Origin of the sequence: uncultured Phycicoccus sp. (assembly GCF_947495705.1) — a bacterium.
In the GTDB taxonomy this organism is placed as follows: domain Bacteria; phylum Actinomycetota; class Actinomycetes; order Actinomycetales; family Dermatophilaceae; genus Phycicoccus.
Genome location: NZ_CANLZR010000005.1, coordinates 107,335 through 124,346, shown reverse-complemented (window position 1 = coordinate 124,346; position 17,012 = coordinate 107,335). Strand labels below are relative to the sequence as shown.

The 17,012-nt window shown below is 74.6% G+C and carries 13 protein-coding genes; 11 read left to right on the top strand and 2 right to left on the bottom strand.

Annotated features, from left to right (window positions below; all coding sequences use genetic code 11):
- Positions 1 to 74 precede the first annotated feature (74 nt).
- Both Q0963_RS09185 and Q0963_RS09180 read left to right on the top strand, forming a co-directional pair.
- Positions 75 to 1,421, top strand: coding sequence for an FAD-binding oxidoreductase (locus Q0963_RS09185; protein ID WP_299445124.1), 1,347 nt, complete (start codon positions 75 to 77; stop codon positions 1,419 to 1,421).
- Between the two features lie 19 nt (positions 1,422 to 1,440).
- On the top strand, positions 1,441 to 2,700 hold the full coding sequence (locus tag Q0963_RS09180) for a class I SAM-dependent methyltransferase (RefSeq protein WP_299445123.1): 1,260 nt from the start codon (positions 1,441 to 1,443) through the stop codon (positions 2,698 to 2,700).
- Here Q0963_RS09180 and Q0963_RS09175 read toward each other — a convergent pair.
- A complete protein-coding gene (locus Q0963_RS09175; RefSeq protein WP_299445122.1) occupies positions 2,642 to 3,349 on the bottom strand; it encodes a TetR/AcrR family transcriptional regulator in 708 nt (235 codons plus the stop codon). The two genes, Q0963_RS09180 and Q0963_RS09175, sit on opposite strands and share 59 nt — an antisense overlap.
- Before the next feature lie 105 nt (positions 3,350 to 3,454).
- Here Q0963_RS09175 and Q0963_RS09170 point away from each other — a divergent pair, with 105 nt between their 5' ends.
- From Q0963_RS09170 to Q0963_RS09150, 5 genes are all read left to right on the top strand, one after another.
- On the top strand, positions 3,455 to 4,738 hold the full coding sequence (locus Q0963_RS09170; RefSeq protein WP_299445121.1) for an acetyl-CoA C-acetyltransferase: 1,284 nt from the start codon (positions 3,455 to 3,457) through the stop codon (positions 4,736 to 4,738).
- A gap of 1 nt (position 4,739) precedes the next feature.
- On the top strand, positions 4,740 to 6,092 hold the full coding sequence (locus tag Q0963_RS09165; protein WP_299445120.1) for a 3-oxoacyl-ACP reductase: 1,353 nt from the start codon (positions 4,740 to 4,742) through the stop codon (positions 6,090 to 6,092).
- Positions 6,089 to 6,946, top strand: coding sequence for a MaoC/PaaZ C-terminal domain-containing protein (locus Q0963_RS09160; RefSeq protein ID WP_299445119.1), 858 nt, complete (start codon positions 6,089 to 6,091; stop codon positions 6,944 to 6,946). The genes Q0963_RS09165 and Q0963_RS09160 overlap by 4 nt, the downstream gene beginning before the upstream one ends.
- Before the next feature lie 40 nt (positions 6,947 to 6,986).
- The gene (locus Q0963_RS09155) at positions 6,987 to 8,312 is read left to right on the top strand and encodes an FUSC family protein (protein WP_299445118.1); all 1,326 of its coding nucleotides are present in this window, start codon (positions 6,987 to 6,989) and stop codon (positions 8,310 to 8,312) included.
- A 167-nt stretch (positions 8,313 to 8,479) separates the two neighbouring features.
- On the top strand, positions 8,480 to 9,859 hold the full coding sequence (locus Q0963_RS09150; RefSeq protein ID WP_299445117.1) for a hypothetical protein: 1,380 nt from the start codon (positions 8,480 to 8,482) through the stop codon (positions 9,857 to 9,859).
- Here the strand turns inward: Q0963_RS09150 and Q0963_RS09145 are convergent.
- Positions 9,856 to 13,623: an adenylate/guanylate cyclase domain-containing protein gene (locus tag Q0963_RS09145; RefSeq protein ID WP_299445116.1), complete on the bottom strand. Its 3,768-nt coding sequence runs from the start codon at positions 13,621 to 13,623 to the stop codon at positions 9,856 to 9,858. The genes Q0963_RS09150 and Q0963_RS09145 overlap by 4 nt on opposite strands.
- A 118-nt stretch (positions 13,624 to 13,741) precedes the next feature.
- Between Q0963_RS09145 and Q0963_RS09140 the strand changes: the two genes are divergently transcribed.
- The 4 genes from Q0963_RS09140 (at position 13,742) to Q0963_RS09125 (ending at position 17,010) form a co-directional block, all read left to right on the top strand.
- The gene (locus Q0963_RS09140) at positions 13,742 to 14,551 is read left to right on the top strand and encodes an MBL fold metallo-hydrolase (RefSeq protein ID WP_299445115.1); all 810 of its coding nucleotides are present in this window, start codon (positions 13,742 to 13,744) and stop codon (positions 14,549 to 14,551) included.
- A gap of 178 nt (positions 14,552 to 14,729) precedes the next feature.
- Positions 14,730 to 15,050, top strand: a complete 321-nt coding sequence (locus tag Q0963_RS09135) for a hypothetical protein (protein WP_299445114.1) — start codon at positions 14,730 to 14,732, stop codon at positions 15,048 to 15,050.
- Between the two features lie 70 nt (positions 15,051 to 15,120).
- Positions 15,121 to 16,134 carry a phosphotransferase enzyme family protein gene (locus Q0963_RS09130; RefSeq protein ID WP_299445113.1) on the top strand — a complete coding sequence of 338 codons (1,014 nt, stop codon included), beginning with the start codon at positions 15,121 to 15,123 and terminating at the stop codon, positions 16,132 to 16,134.
- Between the two features lie 75 nt (positions 16,135 to 16,209).
- Positions 16,210 to 17,010 carry an alpha/beta fold hydrolase gene (locus tag Q0963_RS09125; protein ID WP_299445112.1) on the top strand — a complete coding sequence of 267 codons (801 nt, stop codon included), beginning with the start codon at positions 16,210 to 16,212 and terminating at the stop codon, positions 17,008 to 17,010.
- The last annotated feature ends 2 nt before the right edge of the window (positions 17,011 to 17,012 follow it).

Below are 17,012 nucleotides of genomic sequence, written 5' to 3'. Positions count from 1 at the left end.
CGGCCGTGCGTCCCACTCCGCGAGTGCCGGTCGCGCGCGTGCCCCCCATCGGAGCCGATGCACATGCAGCGGGCGTGCAGCGGCTCGTCATGAGCTACCGGGCCATCCCCTCGGGGTCGCCCGTGCGCCTCGCGAAGCGCACGAGCAACCTGTTCCGGGCCCGGACCGCCACGGACGCCCCGGGCCTCGACACCAGCGGCCTCACCGGCGTGATCGCCGTGGACCCGGACGCCCGCACCGCCGACGTCCAGGGCATGTGCACGTACGAGGACCTCGTCGACGCGACCCTTCCGCACGGCCTCACCCCGCTCGTCGTGCCCCAGCTCCGGACCATCACGCTCGGCGGGGCGGTCACCGGGCTCGGCATCGAGTCGACGTCGTGGCGCAACGGGCTCCCGCACGAGTCGGTCCTCGAGCTGGACGTGCTGACCGGCGGCGGCGAGGTCGTCACGGCGGACGCGGCGCGCCGGCACCCCGACCTGTTCCGGGCCTTCGCCAACTCCTACGGGACCCTCGGCTACGCGACCCGCCTGCGGATCGCGCTGGAGCCCGTCGGACGCACCGTCTCGCTCCGGCACGTCCGCTTCCACGACATCGACACCCTCGTGGCGACGATCGGTGACATCGTCGACGCCGGCGAGTACGAGGGGGAGTCCGTCGACTACCTCGACGGGGTCGTCTTCAGCGCCGACGAGTCCTATCTCGTGCTCGGCCGTCGCAGCGACGAGCCGGGGCCCACGAGCGACTACACGGGCCGGCGGATCTTCTACCGCTCGATCCAGCACGACGGCCCGCGCCCGACCCGCGACACCCTGACCACGCTGGACTACCTGTGGCGCTGGGACACCGACTGGTTCTGGTGCTCGCGGGCCTTCGGTGCCCAGCGACCGCTCGTCCGCCGGCTCTGGCCGCGGCGGTGGCTGCGCTCCAGCGTCTACTGGAAGCTCGTCGCGCTCGACCGCCGGTTCGGGGTCGCAGACCGCCTCGAGACCCGCCGCGGCCGGCCACCGCGGGAGCGGGTCGTCCAGGACGTCGAGCTTCCCCTGGCGACGACGGCCGACTTCCTCCGCTGGTTCCTGCGGGAGGTCCCGATCGAGCCGATCTGGCTGTGCCCGCTGCGGCTGCGCGACGACCGGCCCTGGACGCTGTACCCGCTGGCGCCGGGGGAGACCTACGTCAACGTCGGCTTCTGGTCCACCGTGCCCGCCGACCCGGGGGAGGGTCCCGGCGCCACCAACCGGCGCATCGAGGAGCAGGTGAGCGCGCTGGGCGGGCACAAGTCCCTGTACTCGGAGGCCTTCTACGACGAGCAGACCTTCTGGCGCCACTACGGCGGCGCCGGCTACGCGGCCGTCAAGGAACGCTACGACCCCGACCACCGACTACCGAACCTGTACGCCAAGGCCGTGCAGGGTGCCTGAGCAGCGCAGGAGGACCCCCGTGAGCATCGCCCAGATCGTCGAGTCCGTCGTGGACGGTCCGCTGCCGCTGCGCATCGAGGCCTTCGACGGGTCCGTGGCCGGCCCCGAGGGGTGGCCCCGCCGGATGCGCATCGACACCCCGCGGGGGGTTGCTTACCTCGCCACCGCCCCCGGGGACCTCGGCCTCGCCCGGGCCTACGTCGCGGGCGACCTCTCGCTCGAGGGGGTGCACCCGGGCGACCCGTACGACCTGCTCGTCGACCTCGCGAGCGTCCGGTTCCACCGCCCGGGGCTCGAGGAGATGCTCGAGCTGTCTCGCACCATCGGCTTCCGGGGGCTCACCCCGCCGCCCCCGCCGCCCCAGGAGACCCTGCCGCGGTGGCGCCGGGTGGCCGAGGGGGTGCGGCACTCGATGACCCGCGACGCCCGGGCGATCCAGCACCACTACGACGTCTCGAACCGGTTCTACGAGATGGTCCTCGGACCGTCGATGACGTACACGTGCGCGTGCTACCCCACCCCGGACGCGTCCCTCGAGGACGCACAGGAGAACAAGTACCGCCTCGTCTTCGACAAGCTGGGGCTCGAGCCGGGCGACCGGCTGCTCGACATCGGCTGCGGGTGGGGCGGGATGGTCCGGTACGCCGCGCGGCGTGGCGTCTCGGTGCTCGGGGTCACGCTGTCGCAGCAGCAGGCGCTCTGGGGCCAGAAGGCCATCGCGGACGAGGGCCTGAGCGACCTCGCCGAGATCCGGCACAGCGACTACCGGGCGGTGACCGAGACAGGGTTCGACGCCGTGTCCTCCATCGGGCTCACCGAGCACGTCGGGGTGCGCAACTACCCCGCCTACTTCGGCTTCATCCGGGACCGGCTGCGCGACGGCGGGCTGTTGCTCAACCACTGCATCACCCGGCCCCACAACCGCCCGCTGTCGACCGGGCCGTTCATCGACCGGTACGTGTTCCCCGACGGCGAGCTCACCGGGTCGGGGCGGATCATCACCGAGGCCCAGGACGCGGGCCTGGAGGTCCTCCACGAGGAGAACCTGCGCGAGCACTACGCCCTGACCCTCGCCGGCTGGTGCGCGAACCTCGTCGAGCACTGGGACGAGTGCGTCGAGGAGGTCGGCGAGGGCACGTCACGGGTGTGGGGGCTGTACATGGCCGGGTCGCGGCTGGGCTTCGAGCGCAACGACGTGCAGCTGCACCACGTCCTCGCCGTCAAGCCCGGGGCGGGCGGCCGCCACGGGCTGCCGCTGCGCCCGTGGTGGACCGCCTGACATCCGGGGCGAGCCCGTCCCAGGCGAGGGCGGTGAGCCCGTCGGCGAGGTCGTCCGCGCTGCGCCCGCTGCGTGCCGCGCCGTCGGCGAGCCAGGCGTCCGCGGCGCCGCGGACCATGCCGACGAGCGCGGTGCCCCACAGGTGCGCCGTGGCGTCGTCGACGTCCCCTCCGCGCCCGGCCCGGACGATCTCGGCGACGCGCTCGGCGATCCGGCCGGTCATCCCCGCCGCCACGTCCCCCTCGGGGCGCTCGCCGGTGGGCAGGATCGGCGCGTTGACGATGAAGCGGTAGACCTCGGGGTCGTCCTCGACGAGGTGGAGGTAGGCGCCGATGACCGCCCGAACGACCTCCCGCGGGCCCCGGGCCGCACCGTCGTCGACGGCCTCGGCGGCTCGGGTGATCCCGCGCACGATCGTGCCGTCGACCCGGTGCGCCACGGCCTCGTACAGTCCGGCACGGTCGGTGAAGTGCCGGTAGAGCACGGTCTTGGAGGTGCCGGCGGCCGCGGCCACCTCGTCCATCCCGACGCCGGCGCCGTGCTCGCGGATCGCCCGGACGGTGGCCTCGACGAGCTCGCGGCGCCGCGCCAGCCGGTGCTCGTCCCAGCGGGCGCTGCGGCCGTCGGTCGAGGAGGCGGGGGAGGTCACAGGTCAGGACGGTAGCAGGGACCAGGGGTACCTGATACCGTCAGTACCGGATATCTTCGGCGGGCCCGACCGGGCCGCCGTCCCGATGCACGAGGAGCCACACCGGTGACCACCACGCGCCGCGCCGCCGTCCTCGGCGGCAACCGCATCCCCTTCGCCCGCCAGTTCGGCCCGTACGCCGAGGCCTCCAACCAGGACATGCTCACCGCCGCGCTCGAGGGCCTCGTGGCCCGCCACGGGATCGCCGGGGAGCGGCTCGGGGAGGTCGTCGCCGGCGCCGTCATCAAGCACAGCCGCGACTTCAACCTGACCCGCGAGGCGGTCCTCGGCTCGAGCCTGGCCCCCGACACCCCCGCCTACGACGTCCAGCAGGCGTGCGGCACGGGGCTCGAGGCGGCGATCCTCGTCGCCAACAAGATCGCCCTCGGCCAGGCCGACTCCGGCATCGCCGGTGGCGTCGACTCCGCCTCGGACGCGCCCATCGTCGTCCCCGAGAAGCTGCGGCGGAAGCTGCTGCGGCTCTCGCGCGCCAAGACCCCCGCCGACCGCGCCCGGGCCGCCCTGACGATGCGCCCGACCGACCTCGGCATCCAGGTGCCGGCCAACACCGAGCCCCGCACCGGCATGTCGATGGGCGAGCACATGGCCGTCACCGCCGAGCGCTGGGGCGTCACCCGCGAGGCCCAGGACCAGCTCGCCCTCGCGAGCCACCACCACCTCGCCGCCGCCTACGAGCGGGGCTTCTTCGACGACCTCATGACGCCCTACCTCGGGCTCAGCCGCGACCAGAACCTGCGCGCCGACACGACCCTCGAGAAGCTCGCCTCCCTACGCACCGTCTTCGGCCGCGGCGAGAACGCGACGATGACGGCCGGCAACTCGACCCCGCTCACCGACGGCGCCTCCGCCGTGCTCCTCGGCTCCGAGGACTGGGCCGCGGCGCACGGCCTGAAGCCCCTCGCCTGGTTCGTCGACGGCGAGACCGCCGCGGTCGACTACGTCTCGGGCGACGAGGGGCTGCTCATGGCCCCCGCGTACGCCGTCCCGCGGATGCTCGCGCGCCAGGGCCTGGCGTTGCAGGACTTCGACCTGTACGAGATCCACGAGGCGTTCGCGTCGACGGTCCTCTCGACGCTGACGGCCTGGGAGGACGAGGACTTCTGCCGGGAGCGGCTCGGCCTCGACGCCCCGCTCGGCGCCATCGACCGCGACAAGCTCAACATCACCGGCTCCTCGCTGGCCGCGGGGCACCCGTTCGCCGCGACCGGCGGGCGCATCCTCGCCACCCTCGCCAAGCTCCTCCAGGAGAAGGGCTCGGGCTCGCGCGGGCTCGTCTCCATCTGCGCGGCCGGTGGCCAGGGTGTCGTCGCGATCCTCGAGGCGGCCTGAGATGGCGCGCTCGGACGGCTACACGAGCTTCGTCAACAGCGGGGTCGGCGCGAAGCTGGCGACCGCGCTCGGCCTGCCCCGGCCGGTCCCCCTGCGCCGGCACAGCCCCGGTGCCCCGCTCGTCGACGGCCCCGTGCTCGTCGGGGGTCACGCCGACACCCCCGCGGTCGCGGCCCTGCGCGCGGGCCTGACCTCGGCGGGTGCCACGCTCACCGAGGTCGTGCCCGAGACCGGCCGCCTCGGCGGGGTCGTTGTCGACCTCACCGCGGCCGAGACCCCGGCCGACCTCGAGTCGCTGCGGGCGACCCTCGCGCCCGCGCTCAAGCGGCTCGGCCGCTGTGCCCGCGTCGTCGTCGTCGGGCGTGACCCACGGGCGGCGTCGTCGGTCGCCCAGCGGGCCGCGCGCCGGGCCCTCGAGGGCATCACGAGGTCGGTCGCCAAGGAGCTGCGCAACGGTGCGACGGCCAACCTCGTCCTCGTCGACGACGGCTCGGAGGGCGCCGCGCTCGGGACCGTGGTGTTCCTGCTGTCCGCCCGCTCGGCGTACGTCGACGGCCAGGTCGTGCGGGTCGGGAAGGGCGATGACGTCGCCGCGCCGGCAGACCCGGAGCGTCCCCTCGACGGCAAGGTGGCGGTCGTCACCGGAGCCGCCCGCGGCATCGGCGCCGACATCGCCCGCACCCTGGTCCGCGACGGTGCGACCGTCGTGTGCGTCGACATCCCCGCCGCCGGGGCGCACCTCGCCGCGGTCGCCAACGAGGTCGGGGGGACCGCCATGCAGGTCGACGTGACCGCCGCGGACGCCGGCGCCCGCATCCTCGAGCACGCACGCACCCGGCACGGCGGGCTCGACGTCGTCGTCCACAACGCCGGGATCACCCGCGACAAGCTGCTGGCCAACACCGACGCCGAGCGCTGGGCCTCGGTCCTGGACGTCAACCTCCGCTCGATCCTCGCGATGAACGACACCCTCCTCGCCAAGGACGGCCTGCGCGACGGGGGCCGGGTCGTCCTCGTCTCCTCGATCGCCGGGATCGCGGGCAACCGCGGCCAGAGCAGCTACGCGGCGTCCAAGGCCGGGGTCATCGGCCTCGTCGACGGCTACTCCACGGACCGCGCGCTGAGCCGCCGAGGCATCACCGTCAACGCCGTCGCGCCGGGCTTCATCGAGACCGAGATGACGGCCAAGGTCCCACTCGCCACCCGCGAGATGGGCCGCAGGCTCAACAGCCTGGCCCAGGGCGGGCTGCCCGTGGACGTCGCCGAGACGATCGCCTACTTCGCCGCCGACGAACAGTCCGCGGTGTCCGGCAACGTGGTCCGGGTCTGCGGCCAGAGCCTGCTGGGGGCGTGACCGTGGCTGTCGAGACCCTGCCGTCGCTGCCCGCCACCGCGCCGCTCCTCACCCGGGCGGTGCTCACTGCGCGCGGCCGCCGGGGGAGCGAGGTACCGGACCGGACCCTGCGCGTCGAGGACGTGCGGATCGACCGGCACCGCCTCGCCGCCTACCAGCGTCTCACCGGGTACGCCGTGTCGGACACCGTGCCCCAGCCCTACCCGTGGGTGCTGGCGTTCCCGGTCCAGACGGCGCTCATGGCCAGGCCCGACTTCCCGCTCGCGCTCCCGGGGCTCGTGCACCTCGAGAACCGGCTGACGACCCACCGGGCGATGGACGCCGCCGAGCCGCTGACCCTCGACGTCACGGCCGGGGCGATCACTCCGCACCGGCGCGGCCGCACGCTCGACGTGCGCCTCGAGGCTCGGGTCTCCGGCGAGCTCGTGTGGGAGTGCGACAGCGTCTACCTCGCCCGCGGGTCCGGCACCGAGGACGCGGCGCGCGGCGAATCCCCGCCCGCCCTGCCCGACGGCCCGCCGGCCGGCGTCTGGCGCCTGGCCGACGACCTGGGGCGGCGGTACGCGGCGGCCTCCGGCGACGTCAACCCCATCCACCTGCACCCGCTCACGGCCCGGGCGATGGGCTTCCCCCGGCACATCGCTCACGGGATGTGGACCTACGCCCGCGTGCTGGCCGCCCTCGGGCGCGGCTCGCTCGGGCCGTCGACGAGCCGGGTCTGGTTCACCAAGCCGGTGTTCCTGCCGTCCACCGTCGAGCTCGTCCGCGGACGAGACGGGGACACCCTGGTCGCCGGCCTCCGCTCCCGGACCGAGCCGCACACCGCGCACGTGGTCGTGAGCCTGAGCGCCTGACCAGCCGGTGGCGGCTGCCGCCGTGGGTAGAGTCCCGGCCATGGCGCGTGTCGAGCCTGACACCGGCCGCCGCGGAGTCCATGCGACCCTGCGCGGCTGGTCGCAGAGCGCCCAGGCCGCCGTCCGTAGTCCGGGGCCCGAGCGCACCGACGCCCTGCTGCTCGTCAAGGCCGCCGTCGCCGCGGTGATCGCCTGGCAGCTGGCCGTGCGGGTCCTCGACAGCCCGGCGCCGTTCTACGCCCCGCTCGCCGCGCTGCTCGTCGTGGACCGGACGATCGTCCGGTCCCTCTGGCTGAGCGTCGAGCGGGTCGTCGCGGTCATCGTCGGGATGAGCATGGCCTGGGTCGTCGGCACCTTCGTGGGGGTCACGTGGTGGTCGATGGTGCTCGTGATGCTCGTCGCGATGCTCATCGGGCGCTGGGACCGGCTGGGTGGCCACGGGATCCAGGTGCCGACCATGGTGCTGCTCTCGTTGCTGACCTTCCAGTGGGACGACGTCGACTTCACGTACCTCACCCTGGTCGAGACGGTCGTCGGCGGTGCCGTCGGCGTCGCGGTCAACGCGGTCGTGCTGGCACCGATGCACCTCACCGCGCCGCGCCGCGCCGTCGTCGAGCTCACCGAGCGGGTGCGCGGTCTGCTCGAGGACATGGCCGCAGGGCTGCGCGAGGGGTGGGACGCGGGCCAGGCCCGCGACTGGCACGACCGGGCCACGCGCATCGCCGAGGCCGTGCCCGACGTGCTCGACGCGGTCCGCACCGGCCGGGAGAGCACCCGGTTCAACCTGCGGCACCGGCTCCGTCCGGCCCGCATCGACTGGGACGGGTACGAGCGGGCCGTCGAGACGGTGCGGCGGATGCAGTGGCCCGTCGCAGGCCTGGCCCGGACGCTCTCGGACGCCGCGGACGACGCCGAGCACCTGCCGGCCCCGTCGCCGGACTGGCTGACCCGCTACGCACAGGTCCTGGAGCACGTCGGCGAGGCCGGGTCGCGGTTCGGCGTCCACCGGGAGGACGCCGAGCGCGAGATCGTCGAGCACCTCGACGCGGCGACGGCGGTCCTGGACGAGCTCGCGGACCACGTGCGCCGCACCCCGCCCGAGGACCCCGAGGCCTGGCCGGCGTACGGCGCGCTGCTCGTCGAGGCGCGCCGGCTCGTCGGTGAGCTGAGGGCGGACCACGCGCACGCCTCGGTGCCGACCGACAGCGGGCCGCTGCGCAGTCCGCTGGCGGAGGCCGTGCCGGTCGTCCGGCAGCTGCAGGAGCAGATCCCCGTGGCGCGCGAGCGGCTCCAGCCCGTCGTCCCACCGCCCGGTGGCGCCGACGCCCCGGACGCGGACCGGGAGGCGTCACCGGACAAGCCCTGACCGAGCAGCCCGGAGCGTCGACGATGGCCCGTCCGGGCTATAGCCGCGGAGCCACCCGCTCCCTACCGTGGCAGAGGTCCGCGCGACCCGCACGGACGCGCGACCTCCCCCGGGCACCCACACCTCGCGGCCGGGCGGTGTGGCGCACGAGCAGGGAGGGCCTCACGATGTCCGAGCACGTCTCCACCCGGTCCCGCCGTACGGCCGCCCTGGCCGTCACCGCTGTCGTCGGCCTGGTGCCGGTGGGCCTCGTGGCCGTCCGGCCACCCGCCGCCGCACCGCCCGAGGCGTCGGTCGCCGCTGTTCTCACCACCCCGTCGTACACCGCGTCCTGGATCGCGATCCGGACCGGGGCCGACGCCGGCGTCGGGCTCCACACGGCGTCCGGCCCCACCGGGGCCACCCAGACCCTCGCCCCGGCGTCGGACTGCGCGATGAACCAGGGTGCGGCGGCCGGCCGGTACGTGACGTTCTCCGGCGCGACGACCTCGAAGTTCACCGAGTCGCTCGCCTCGTTCGCGAGCGGGTCGATCGGAGTCAAGGAGAAGAAGAGCGGGGTCTCGTGCTACCAGGTCAACTCACCGGCCGAGAAGCTGCGGATGACGCTCGGGGCAGGGCTGGCGTCCACCCTCGGGTACCAGGCGGTCGCGTCCTCGGCCTACCTCGACGTCGAGCTCAAGCAGAACGCGCAGATCCTCGCCACCCTGACCCGGGGCTCCCAGACGCACTACTTCGCCCTGTACAGCGGGTCGACCATCAGCAACCCGGTGCCCGACGGCCTGGCCCCGGGGCAGCTGCCGGCCGGCCACAAGACGGTCTGCTCGAACTCCGCCGACTCCGGTGCCGACAGCGGCGTCAACGACAACTGCCGCTGGCCCATCAGCGCGCCGTCCTGGACCGGACCCGACGACGGCATCGTCTTCGACACGATGACGCTGACGGCACTCAACGGCTCGTTCTCGCTCGAGGGCGGCGCGGACGGCTCGGTCCTGCCGGCGGCGCCGCTGTCCACGCCCGACGCCTCGATCATCGAGGTCGTCGACGGGGTCCTCGACTGCGGCGCGAGCACCCGCACGATCGCTGCCGCGGGTGACTCCCCGCAGGTGACCGTCACCCGGCTCGACAACGCCGACGGCAGCACCTGCGTCGCCGTCCCGTACCACCTCGGCACCGACCCCTTCGCCGCGCAGTTCGTCAAGCCCCTCGACAGCCAGACGGCTGCCCAGTTCGTGTGGGACGTCGGGTGGAGCGAGACCCCGGCACCCGGGACGACCGCCCTCGGCGACGTCGTCATCGACTACGAGTACCCGGCGCCGGGCCAGGAGAGCGTCACGCTCGGCTGGTGCCCGGCCGACGGGTACGCCCTGTCCGGCACCTTCGTGGGCTACTCCGGCTTCCCGCCGAGCGCGGACCAGGAGCCGGACCTGCCCGGGACCCAGTTCGCCTGTGTCATCTCCCGGCAGGCCCAGCCGGTCCGGGGGTCGACCAGGATCTCGGTGCAGGACCGGGTGTACGTGTACGGCGACGCCAAGCTCAGCTACAACTAGCCTCCCGGCCGGGTCACCCCGAGCCGCTCGAGGAGCCGCGCCGACTCCGCCGCGGCGCGCTCGGCCCCCGGGGCGTCCCCCAGCGCGTCATGGACCCGGGCCGCGACCCGCAGCAGCAGCGCCTCCTCGTACGGGAGGTCCTGGCTCCGGGCGGACTCGAGCCCGGTCTCGACGACGGCAGCCGCCTCGGTGGCCCGACCGACGGCCAACAGGGCCCGGGCCCGCTCCCGACAGGTCCGGGGCAGGCTGAGGACGGACTCGCTGCGGGCCGTCCGCTCGGCCGCAGCGACGACCTCGAGGGCCTCCTCGGGCCGTCCGTCGCGGGTCAGGGCCTCGGCTCGCACGAGCGCCGCCTCGAGCGCGCTGGAGGCGGAGCCGAGGTCGACCAGCCGCCGCGCCGCCGACTCGGCGAGCCGCTCCGCGTCCTGGACCTCGCCGCGGGCGAGGGCGACGCGCGCCAGCTGCATCTGGCCCTGGGCCACGAACGGCAGCTCACCGGCGGCACGCAGGACGCGCACGGCGTCGGCGAGGACCGCCTCGGCCCCGTCGAGGTCCCCGAGGTCGACGAGCAGCTCGCCGAGGTTGACCCCCGTCTCGGCCGCGCCGACCGACTTGCCGGTCTCCTGGGCCACCTCACGGCTCGTGGCGTACCACGTCGCGGCCTCGCTCCAGCGGCCCGCGTAGTACGCGAGGGCGCCGAGGTTGCCCCGGATCGTCGCCTCCAGCGGGCGCAGACCGTGGCTTTCGCAGATGGCCAGCGCCTCGAGGTGAGGCCCGCCGGGACCCGGCACCCCGAGCTGCAGGTCGACGCCGTCGACGAGCATGAGCGACCGGACGAGCGTCTCGTGGTCGCCCACCTCGCGAGCCCGTGTGACAGCGCGCTCGGCCCACCGTGCGGCCTCGCGAGGACGCTCCTGCTCGAGCCGCGCGAGCGCGGTGAGGTTGTCGAGCCGGACGAGCGCGACGCGGCCCTCCTCCTCGTGGGCGGCGAGCAGCCGCCGGGCCCGCGCCACGACGCGCAACGTCCTCGTGAAGTCCCCCGCGCGGTTGTGCACGTTCGCCTGGCGCACGAGCGACTCGGCGACGGCGACGGGATCCGCGCGCAGGAGCCGCGCGGCCCGCCGGTGGGCGGCGACGGACGCCTCGAACATGCCGGCCTGCTCGCGGGTCTCCCCGACGAGGGTCCACAGCGCAGCGCGCTCGGCGTCGGAGACGTGCGGCAGCCGGCGCGCGGCGCCGAGCGCGGTCTCGTAGTGGCCGGCCGCGTCGGCGTTGGCGTACGAGCGTCGCGCGAGGTCCCCGGCGAGCCGCGAGTAGCGCCAGGTGCGGGCCGCGTCGCCGGCCTGGGCGAAGTGCAGTGCGAGGGCAGGGGAGTCCGCCTCGGGGTCGGTGCTCATCGACTCGAGCACCTCGCCCGCGATGCGGTGCAGGCGGGCCCGGGTGCGGTACGCCAGGCCCGCGTAGGCGGCGTCGCGGACCAGGCTGTTGCGGAAGCGGACCCGGTGCGCACCGTCGGGCGCGAGCAGCTCCGGCAGGTCGTCGAGGAGGGCCGCCGCGTCCGCCACGCCGTCCGCGGCCAGGGTGGCGGTGAGGATCTCCCGGCGGACGCTGCGACCGAGAACCGAGGCCCGCCGCAGGAGCCCGCGGTGCCGAGGCGGCAGCCGGTCGATCTGCACGGTCATCGCCGCCTGCACCGAGTCGGGAAGGCCGTCGGTGTCGCGCAGGTCCGCCAGCCGCGTGACCTCCGCGACGTAGAGCGGACTCCCGGCAGCCCGCGCCACGACCGCCTCCGCCTCGTGCGGCCGCAGGGGCGCGTCCTCGGTCGCGGCGTGGACCAGCCGCTCCACGACCTCGTCCGGCAGCGGCGCGAGGTCCACCTCGGTCCCGTGCTCCGGCACGAGGCCCCCTTCGCTGCCCCGCCGGACGCACACCAGCGCCCAGGGCCGCCCCGCGGTGGCGGTCGCGACCCGGCCCAGGAGGTGCGCGGATGCGCCGTCGACCCAGTGCGCGTCCTCGACGACGACGACGAACCGCCCCTCGACGAGCCGGTCGAGGAGGTCGATGACGACGTCGGCGACCCGGTCGGCGCGGAACTCCGGTGCGACCCGCTCCGCCTCCGGGGTCGGGGGGACGGCGGCGTGGACGACGTCGGCGAGCAGGGGGGCGAGCGGCACGAGGTCGGGGGCGGACCGGCGCAGCGTGTCCAGGAGGGCGGCGCCCATCGGCTCCGGGGCGTCCCGCTGCACCCCGAGCAGGGCGCGCATCGGGTCCCGCAGCACCCGGTACGTGCTCGTCACCCCGTAGGGCTCGCCGCGCAGGACCGCGGTCCGGGCCCGCGGCGCAGAGGCGAGCGCCTCGGCGACCAGCCGGGACTTGCCCAGGCCCGTCCCCCCGCGGACGACGACGACCCCGCCCTCACCCCCGAGGGCCCGGCTCAGGGCGACCCGGACGGCGTGCAGCTCGCTGTCGCGGCCCAGCAGCGGCAGCCGGGCGTCGTCGGCGACCACTCTCGTGCCGGTCTCGGGCCCGACCTCGAGGACGTGCAGGGGCTCGGCCTTCCCCTTGAGGGTGAACGGCCCGGCGGTGGTGGTCGCGAACGTCGTGCGGGAGTGGGCGAGGACGTCGGGGTGGGCGTACAGGACGCCCGGGGGGGCGACCGACATGATCCGGGCCGCGGTGTTCGTCGTGTCGCCCATCGCCGAGTAGGCCGCGCGGCGCGCACTGCCCACCTCCGCCGCGAAGACGTGACCCCGGTTCACCCCGAGCCGCATCGCCAGGGGCAGCCTGGTGTCGGCGATGCGGCGCAGCGCCCGCAGCATCCGGCCCTCGTCGTCGTCCTGGCTCACGGGGACTCCGGAGCCCAGGAAGAACTTGCCGCCGTCGGTGTCGATGTCGGTCGCAAGCAGGCTCACGCCCTCGGGGGCCAGCGCGTCCTCCACAGCGGCGGTGACCTCGGCGAGACGGTCGGCGAGCACCTGTGGGCCGTGCTCGGCGAGCACGGCGTCGGTGCCGCAGAAGGAGGCGAAGGCGATCGTCGCGGTGCGGTGCTCCGGGTCCGGGGGGCCGGGGGCCAGGTGGGCTCCGAGCGTGTGCGGGAACAGGGTCGCGAGCCGGGCGGAGGTGGCCTCCGGGCCGGCCGTCGGCGACCCCGGCGCCGAGCGGGACCTGCGCCGCCGCAGCAGCAGGGCGCCGTCGGCCCGGGGCCGCGACGCCCCGTCGGCGAGCCGGGCCACCGTGCCGGGGGAGAGGACGATCTCACCGGCCCCGGCCGCCTTCTCGGCCCGGGCGGTGCTGGACGCCCCGGGACCGAGGACGAGGAGCTCGCGGGTCGGCGACCCGACGAGGAACAGATGCAGGTCGCCGGAGTGGATGCCCACCGACATGGACAGCCGCAGCCGGACTCCCGACGCCGTGACCTGCCGGGCCCGGGCGAGGCCGCTGCGCATCTCGACGGCGGCGTCACACGCCTGCTCGGCGTGGTCCGGGCCGCGGAAGAGGAACAGCAGCGCGTCCCCGCCGAACTTCAGCAGCTCGCCGCCACGGCCGGCGCACACGCCGATCATCGGGGAGAACACCCCGTTGAGGGTCTCGACGATGTCCTCCGCGCCGATCCGGCCGCGGCGCGACAGCCGCTCGGTGAGGGCGGTGAACCCCGAGACGTCGGCGAAGACGAGGGTCCCGTCGAGGACGCGCCACGTCGTGTCGGGGGCCTCGTCGTCCCAGCCGAGGGCGATCGGCGGGACGTGGCGGCGCAGGTCGTGCACGGCGGTCCTCCGCTCGTCCCCAATGGCCTACCCGGGGCGGCCCGGCGCCGGTAGGATCCCACAGTCCGGCGACGCCTGGAAGGCCTGTGGCCCCGGCCGGCGCGGACGGAGGACCCGGGTGAGAGCGACGTTCCTCGGCGTGCGGGGGTCCACCTGCGCTCCCGGGCGTGACTTCGTCCGTTACGGGGGCAACACCTCGTGCGTCGCCGTGACCCTCACCGGTCGTGACCGGCCGACGGTCCTGCTGGACGCGGGCACCGGCATCCGCGGCGCCACGGCTCTGCTCGAGGGCGAGCCGTTCCGGGGCACCGTCCTCGTCAGCCATCTGCACTGGGACCACGTCCAGGGACTGCCGTTCTTCGCCGCCGGGGACCGCCCGGGGTCGGCGGTGCGGGTGGTCGTCCCGGCCCAGGGAGGTTCCAGCGGCCGCGACCTGCTGGCGCAGCTCATGGCTCCGCCGGGCTTCCCGATCGAGCCCGAGGGTCTTCTCGGCGACTGGTCCTTCGACGCCGTGGAGGACGGTGCCGTCGTCGTCGACGGTCTCGGCGTCACCGCGGTCGACGTCGAGCACAAGGGCGGGCGCACCTACGGCTACGTCCTCGAGGAATACGGCCGCAGGCTGGCGTACCTGCCGGACCACGCACCCGCCGCAGGGGTCTCCGCGGCCCTGCTCGGGGCCCTGCAGGGGGTCGACGTCCTCGTCCACGACGCCCAGTTCCTGGAGGGCGAGCGCGACCGGGCCGACGCGTACGGGCATGCGACGGTGGCGGACGCGGTGCGGCTGGCCGAGCGCGTGGGGTCCGGCCGCCTCGTGCTCTTCCACCACGGCCCGCACCGGAGCGACGACGACCTCGACGCCGTCGCGGGGCTCGTCCCCACAGGGGTCGAGGTGCTCACGGCCCGGGAGGGCCTCGGGTTCGTCGTGTGACGAATCGCCCCACGAGTGGCCTCCGGTTTCTCCCGCCCCAGGGGCCCCGGACCTGCGACGACGTCGCCCCGCCGGGGTCTTCCCGCGCGACACGGGCAGGACTACCGTGACGAGTCCGGTCCGGTCGGGCCGGTTGATTGCAGAGGGCAACCGATTCCACGACCAAGGGAGTACCACCATGCGCCTCACCACCCGAGTTCTGGCTGCCGCCGCGGCGGCAGCCGTCGCCGGCATCGCCGTCGTCGGGCCCGCCTCCGCGGGCGTCGACCCGCGGCTCAACCACACGTCCTACTGGGAGAACGAGTACGGCGTCACCTGCACCAAGGTCGAGCTGGCCGACGGTGTCAAGTCCTGGACGATCGAGCAGGGGTCCGGCTTCTACGTCTTCAAGGCCGGGACGTCCAGCACCATGGAGTTGATGGGCTTCGAACCTTGGGTCTACACCTCGACCAAGTCCATCAGCCACGTCATCACGTGCAACGGGAGCTACGGCTCCTGACCAGCACCCCGGGCGGCCGTCACGCATCGCGCGTGGCGGCCGCCTCCGGTGTTCTGGTGCACTGGGTCCCGTGACGACGCACGCCCCGGGGTACGACGAGCTCGACGAGGCCGCGCAGATCGAGGCGCTGCGCCCGGTCGCCCGCGAGGCCGCGACGGCGTTCGGTCTCGAGGTGCAGCGCCTGGAGCCGGTCCTGCACGCGTACAACACGACCTTCCGGGTCGACACCGTCGACGGGCGCCGGGTGGCGCTGCGGGTGGGAACGAACTCCAAGAGCACGCCGGCCAACGTCACCGCCCAGCAGGCCTGGCAGGAGGCGATCGCCACCGAGACCGACGTCGCAGTGCCACGGCCGCTGCGGACCGGGTCCGGGGACTGGTTCGTCACCACCTCGCCCGCCGGTCTCGACCGGCCGGTGCTCGTCACCGCCGCCTCCTGGCTCGAGGGGGAGGACGCCCGCGACCACGCGGGGACGGAGTGGGCGCACTCCCTCGGCCGGACGACCGCCCTGCTGCACCGCCACGCGACCGACTGGTCCCTGCCGGCCGGCGCCACGCTGCCGCGTTTCGACGACCCGCTCTTCGGGGACCCCGAGGTGCTCCCGAGCGCGGCGGGCCTGTCGCGCGCCGAGCGCGGGGTCGTCGAGGAGGGGCTGGGCCGCGCTCGCGAGGCCTTCGCCCGGGTGTACGCGGACGCCGCCGTCCTCCCGCTGCACGCCGACCTCCACGGCGGCAACCTCAAATGGCATCAGGGGCGGATCGCCGTCTTCGACTTCGACGACGCCGGTCTCGGGGTGCCCGTCCTCGACCTCGCGATCACGAGCTTCTACCTGCGCCGCAGCGCAGCCGACGGGGCCGAGGCCGCCCTGCGTGCCGGCTACGCCGAGGTGTCACCGCTGCCCGAGGTCGATCCCGCCGACCTCGAGGCGCTCGTCGCCTCCCGGCAGCTGCTTCTCGCCAACGACCTGCTCGGGTCCCGGACGGCGTCGCTGCGGGCCATGGCGCAGGAGTACCTCCGCACCACCGTGGTGCGGCTGCGGCACTGGCTCGAGACCGGCGTCTTCCGGCTCGACGTGCCCGGCTGAGGTCATCGGGGTCCGCCGACCCCGATGACGTGAACGGGTACCGACGGTGGGTCCGCGTGCCGTACCGTTCGCCGAATGGGGATCCGCGAGGCCTTCAACGTGTCCGACGGCGGGAAAGCCAACGGACCGGCGATGGTGTTCGCCCACGGTTTCGGCTGCGACCAGACCATGTGGCGCCACGTGGCCCCCCACTTCGAGGACCGGTACCGCGTCATCCAGTTCGACTACGTCGGCTCCGGCAGAGCCCGGGCCCCCTACGACCCGGAGCGCTACGCGAGCCTGACCGGCTACGCCGACGACGTCGTCCGGATCCTGCGCGAGCTGGGTCTCACCCGGGTCGTCTTCGTGGGGCACTCGGTCTCGGCGATGATCGGCGTGCTGGCCGAGATCCAGGCACCGGACCTGTTCGCGGCCCACGTGATGGTGGGACCGTCCCCGTGCTACCTCAACGACGCCGACTACCGGGGCGGCTTCGACCCCGACGACATCGACGGCCTCCTCGACTCCCTGGCCAGCAACTACCTGGGCTGGTCCGCGTCGATGGCCCCGGCCATCATGGGCAACCCGGACCGCCCCGAGCTGGGCCGGGAGCTCGAGGCCAGCTTCTGCACCGTGGACCCCGACATCGCGGAGCGGTTCGCCCGGGCCACGTTCCTCTCGGACAACCGCGACGACCTGGCTCGCGTCTCCGCGCCCAGCCTCGTCCTGCAGTGCCGGGAGGACGTCATCGCCGCGCCACAGGTGGGGGCGTACGTCGCCGACCACCTCCCCGACGCGAGCCTGGTCGTCCTGGACGCCACCGGGCACTGCCCGCACCTGAGCGCGCCCGAGGCGGTCGTGGACGCCATCGACACCTTCCTCGCCGTGCGGGGCTGACA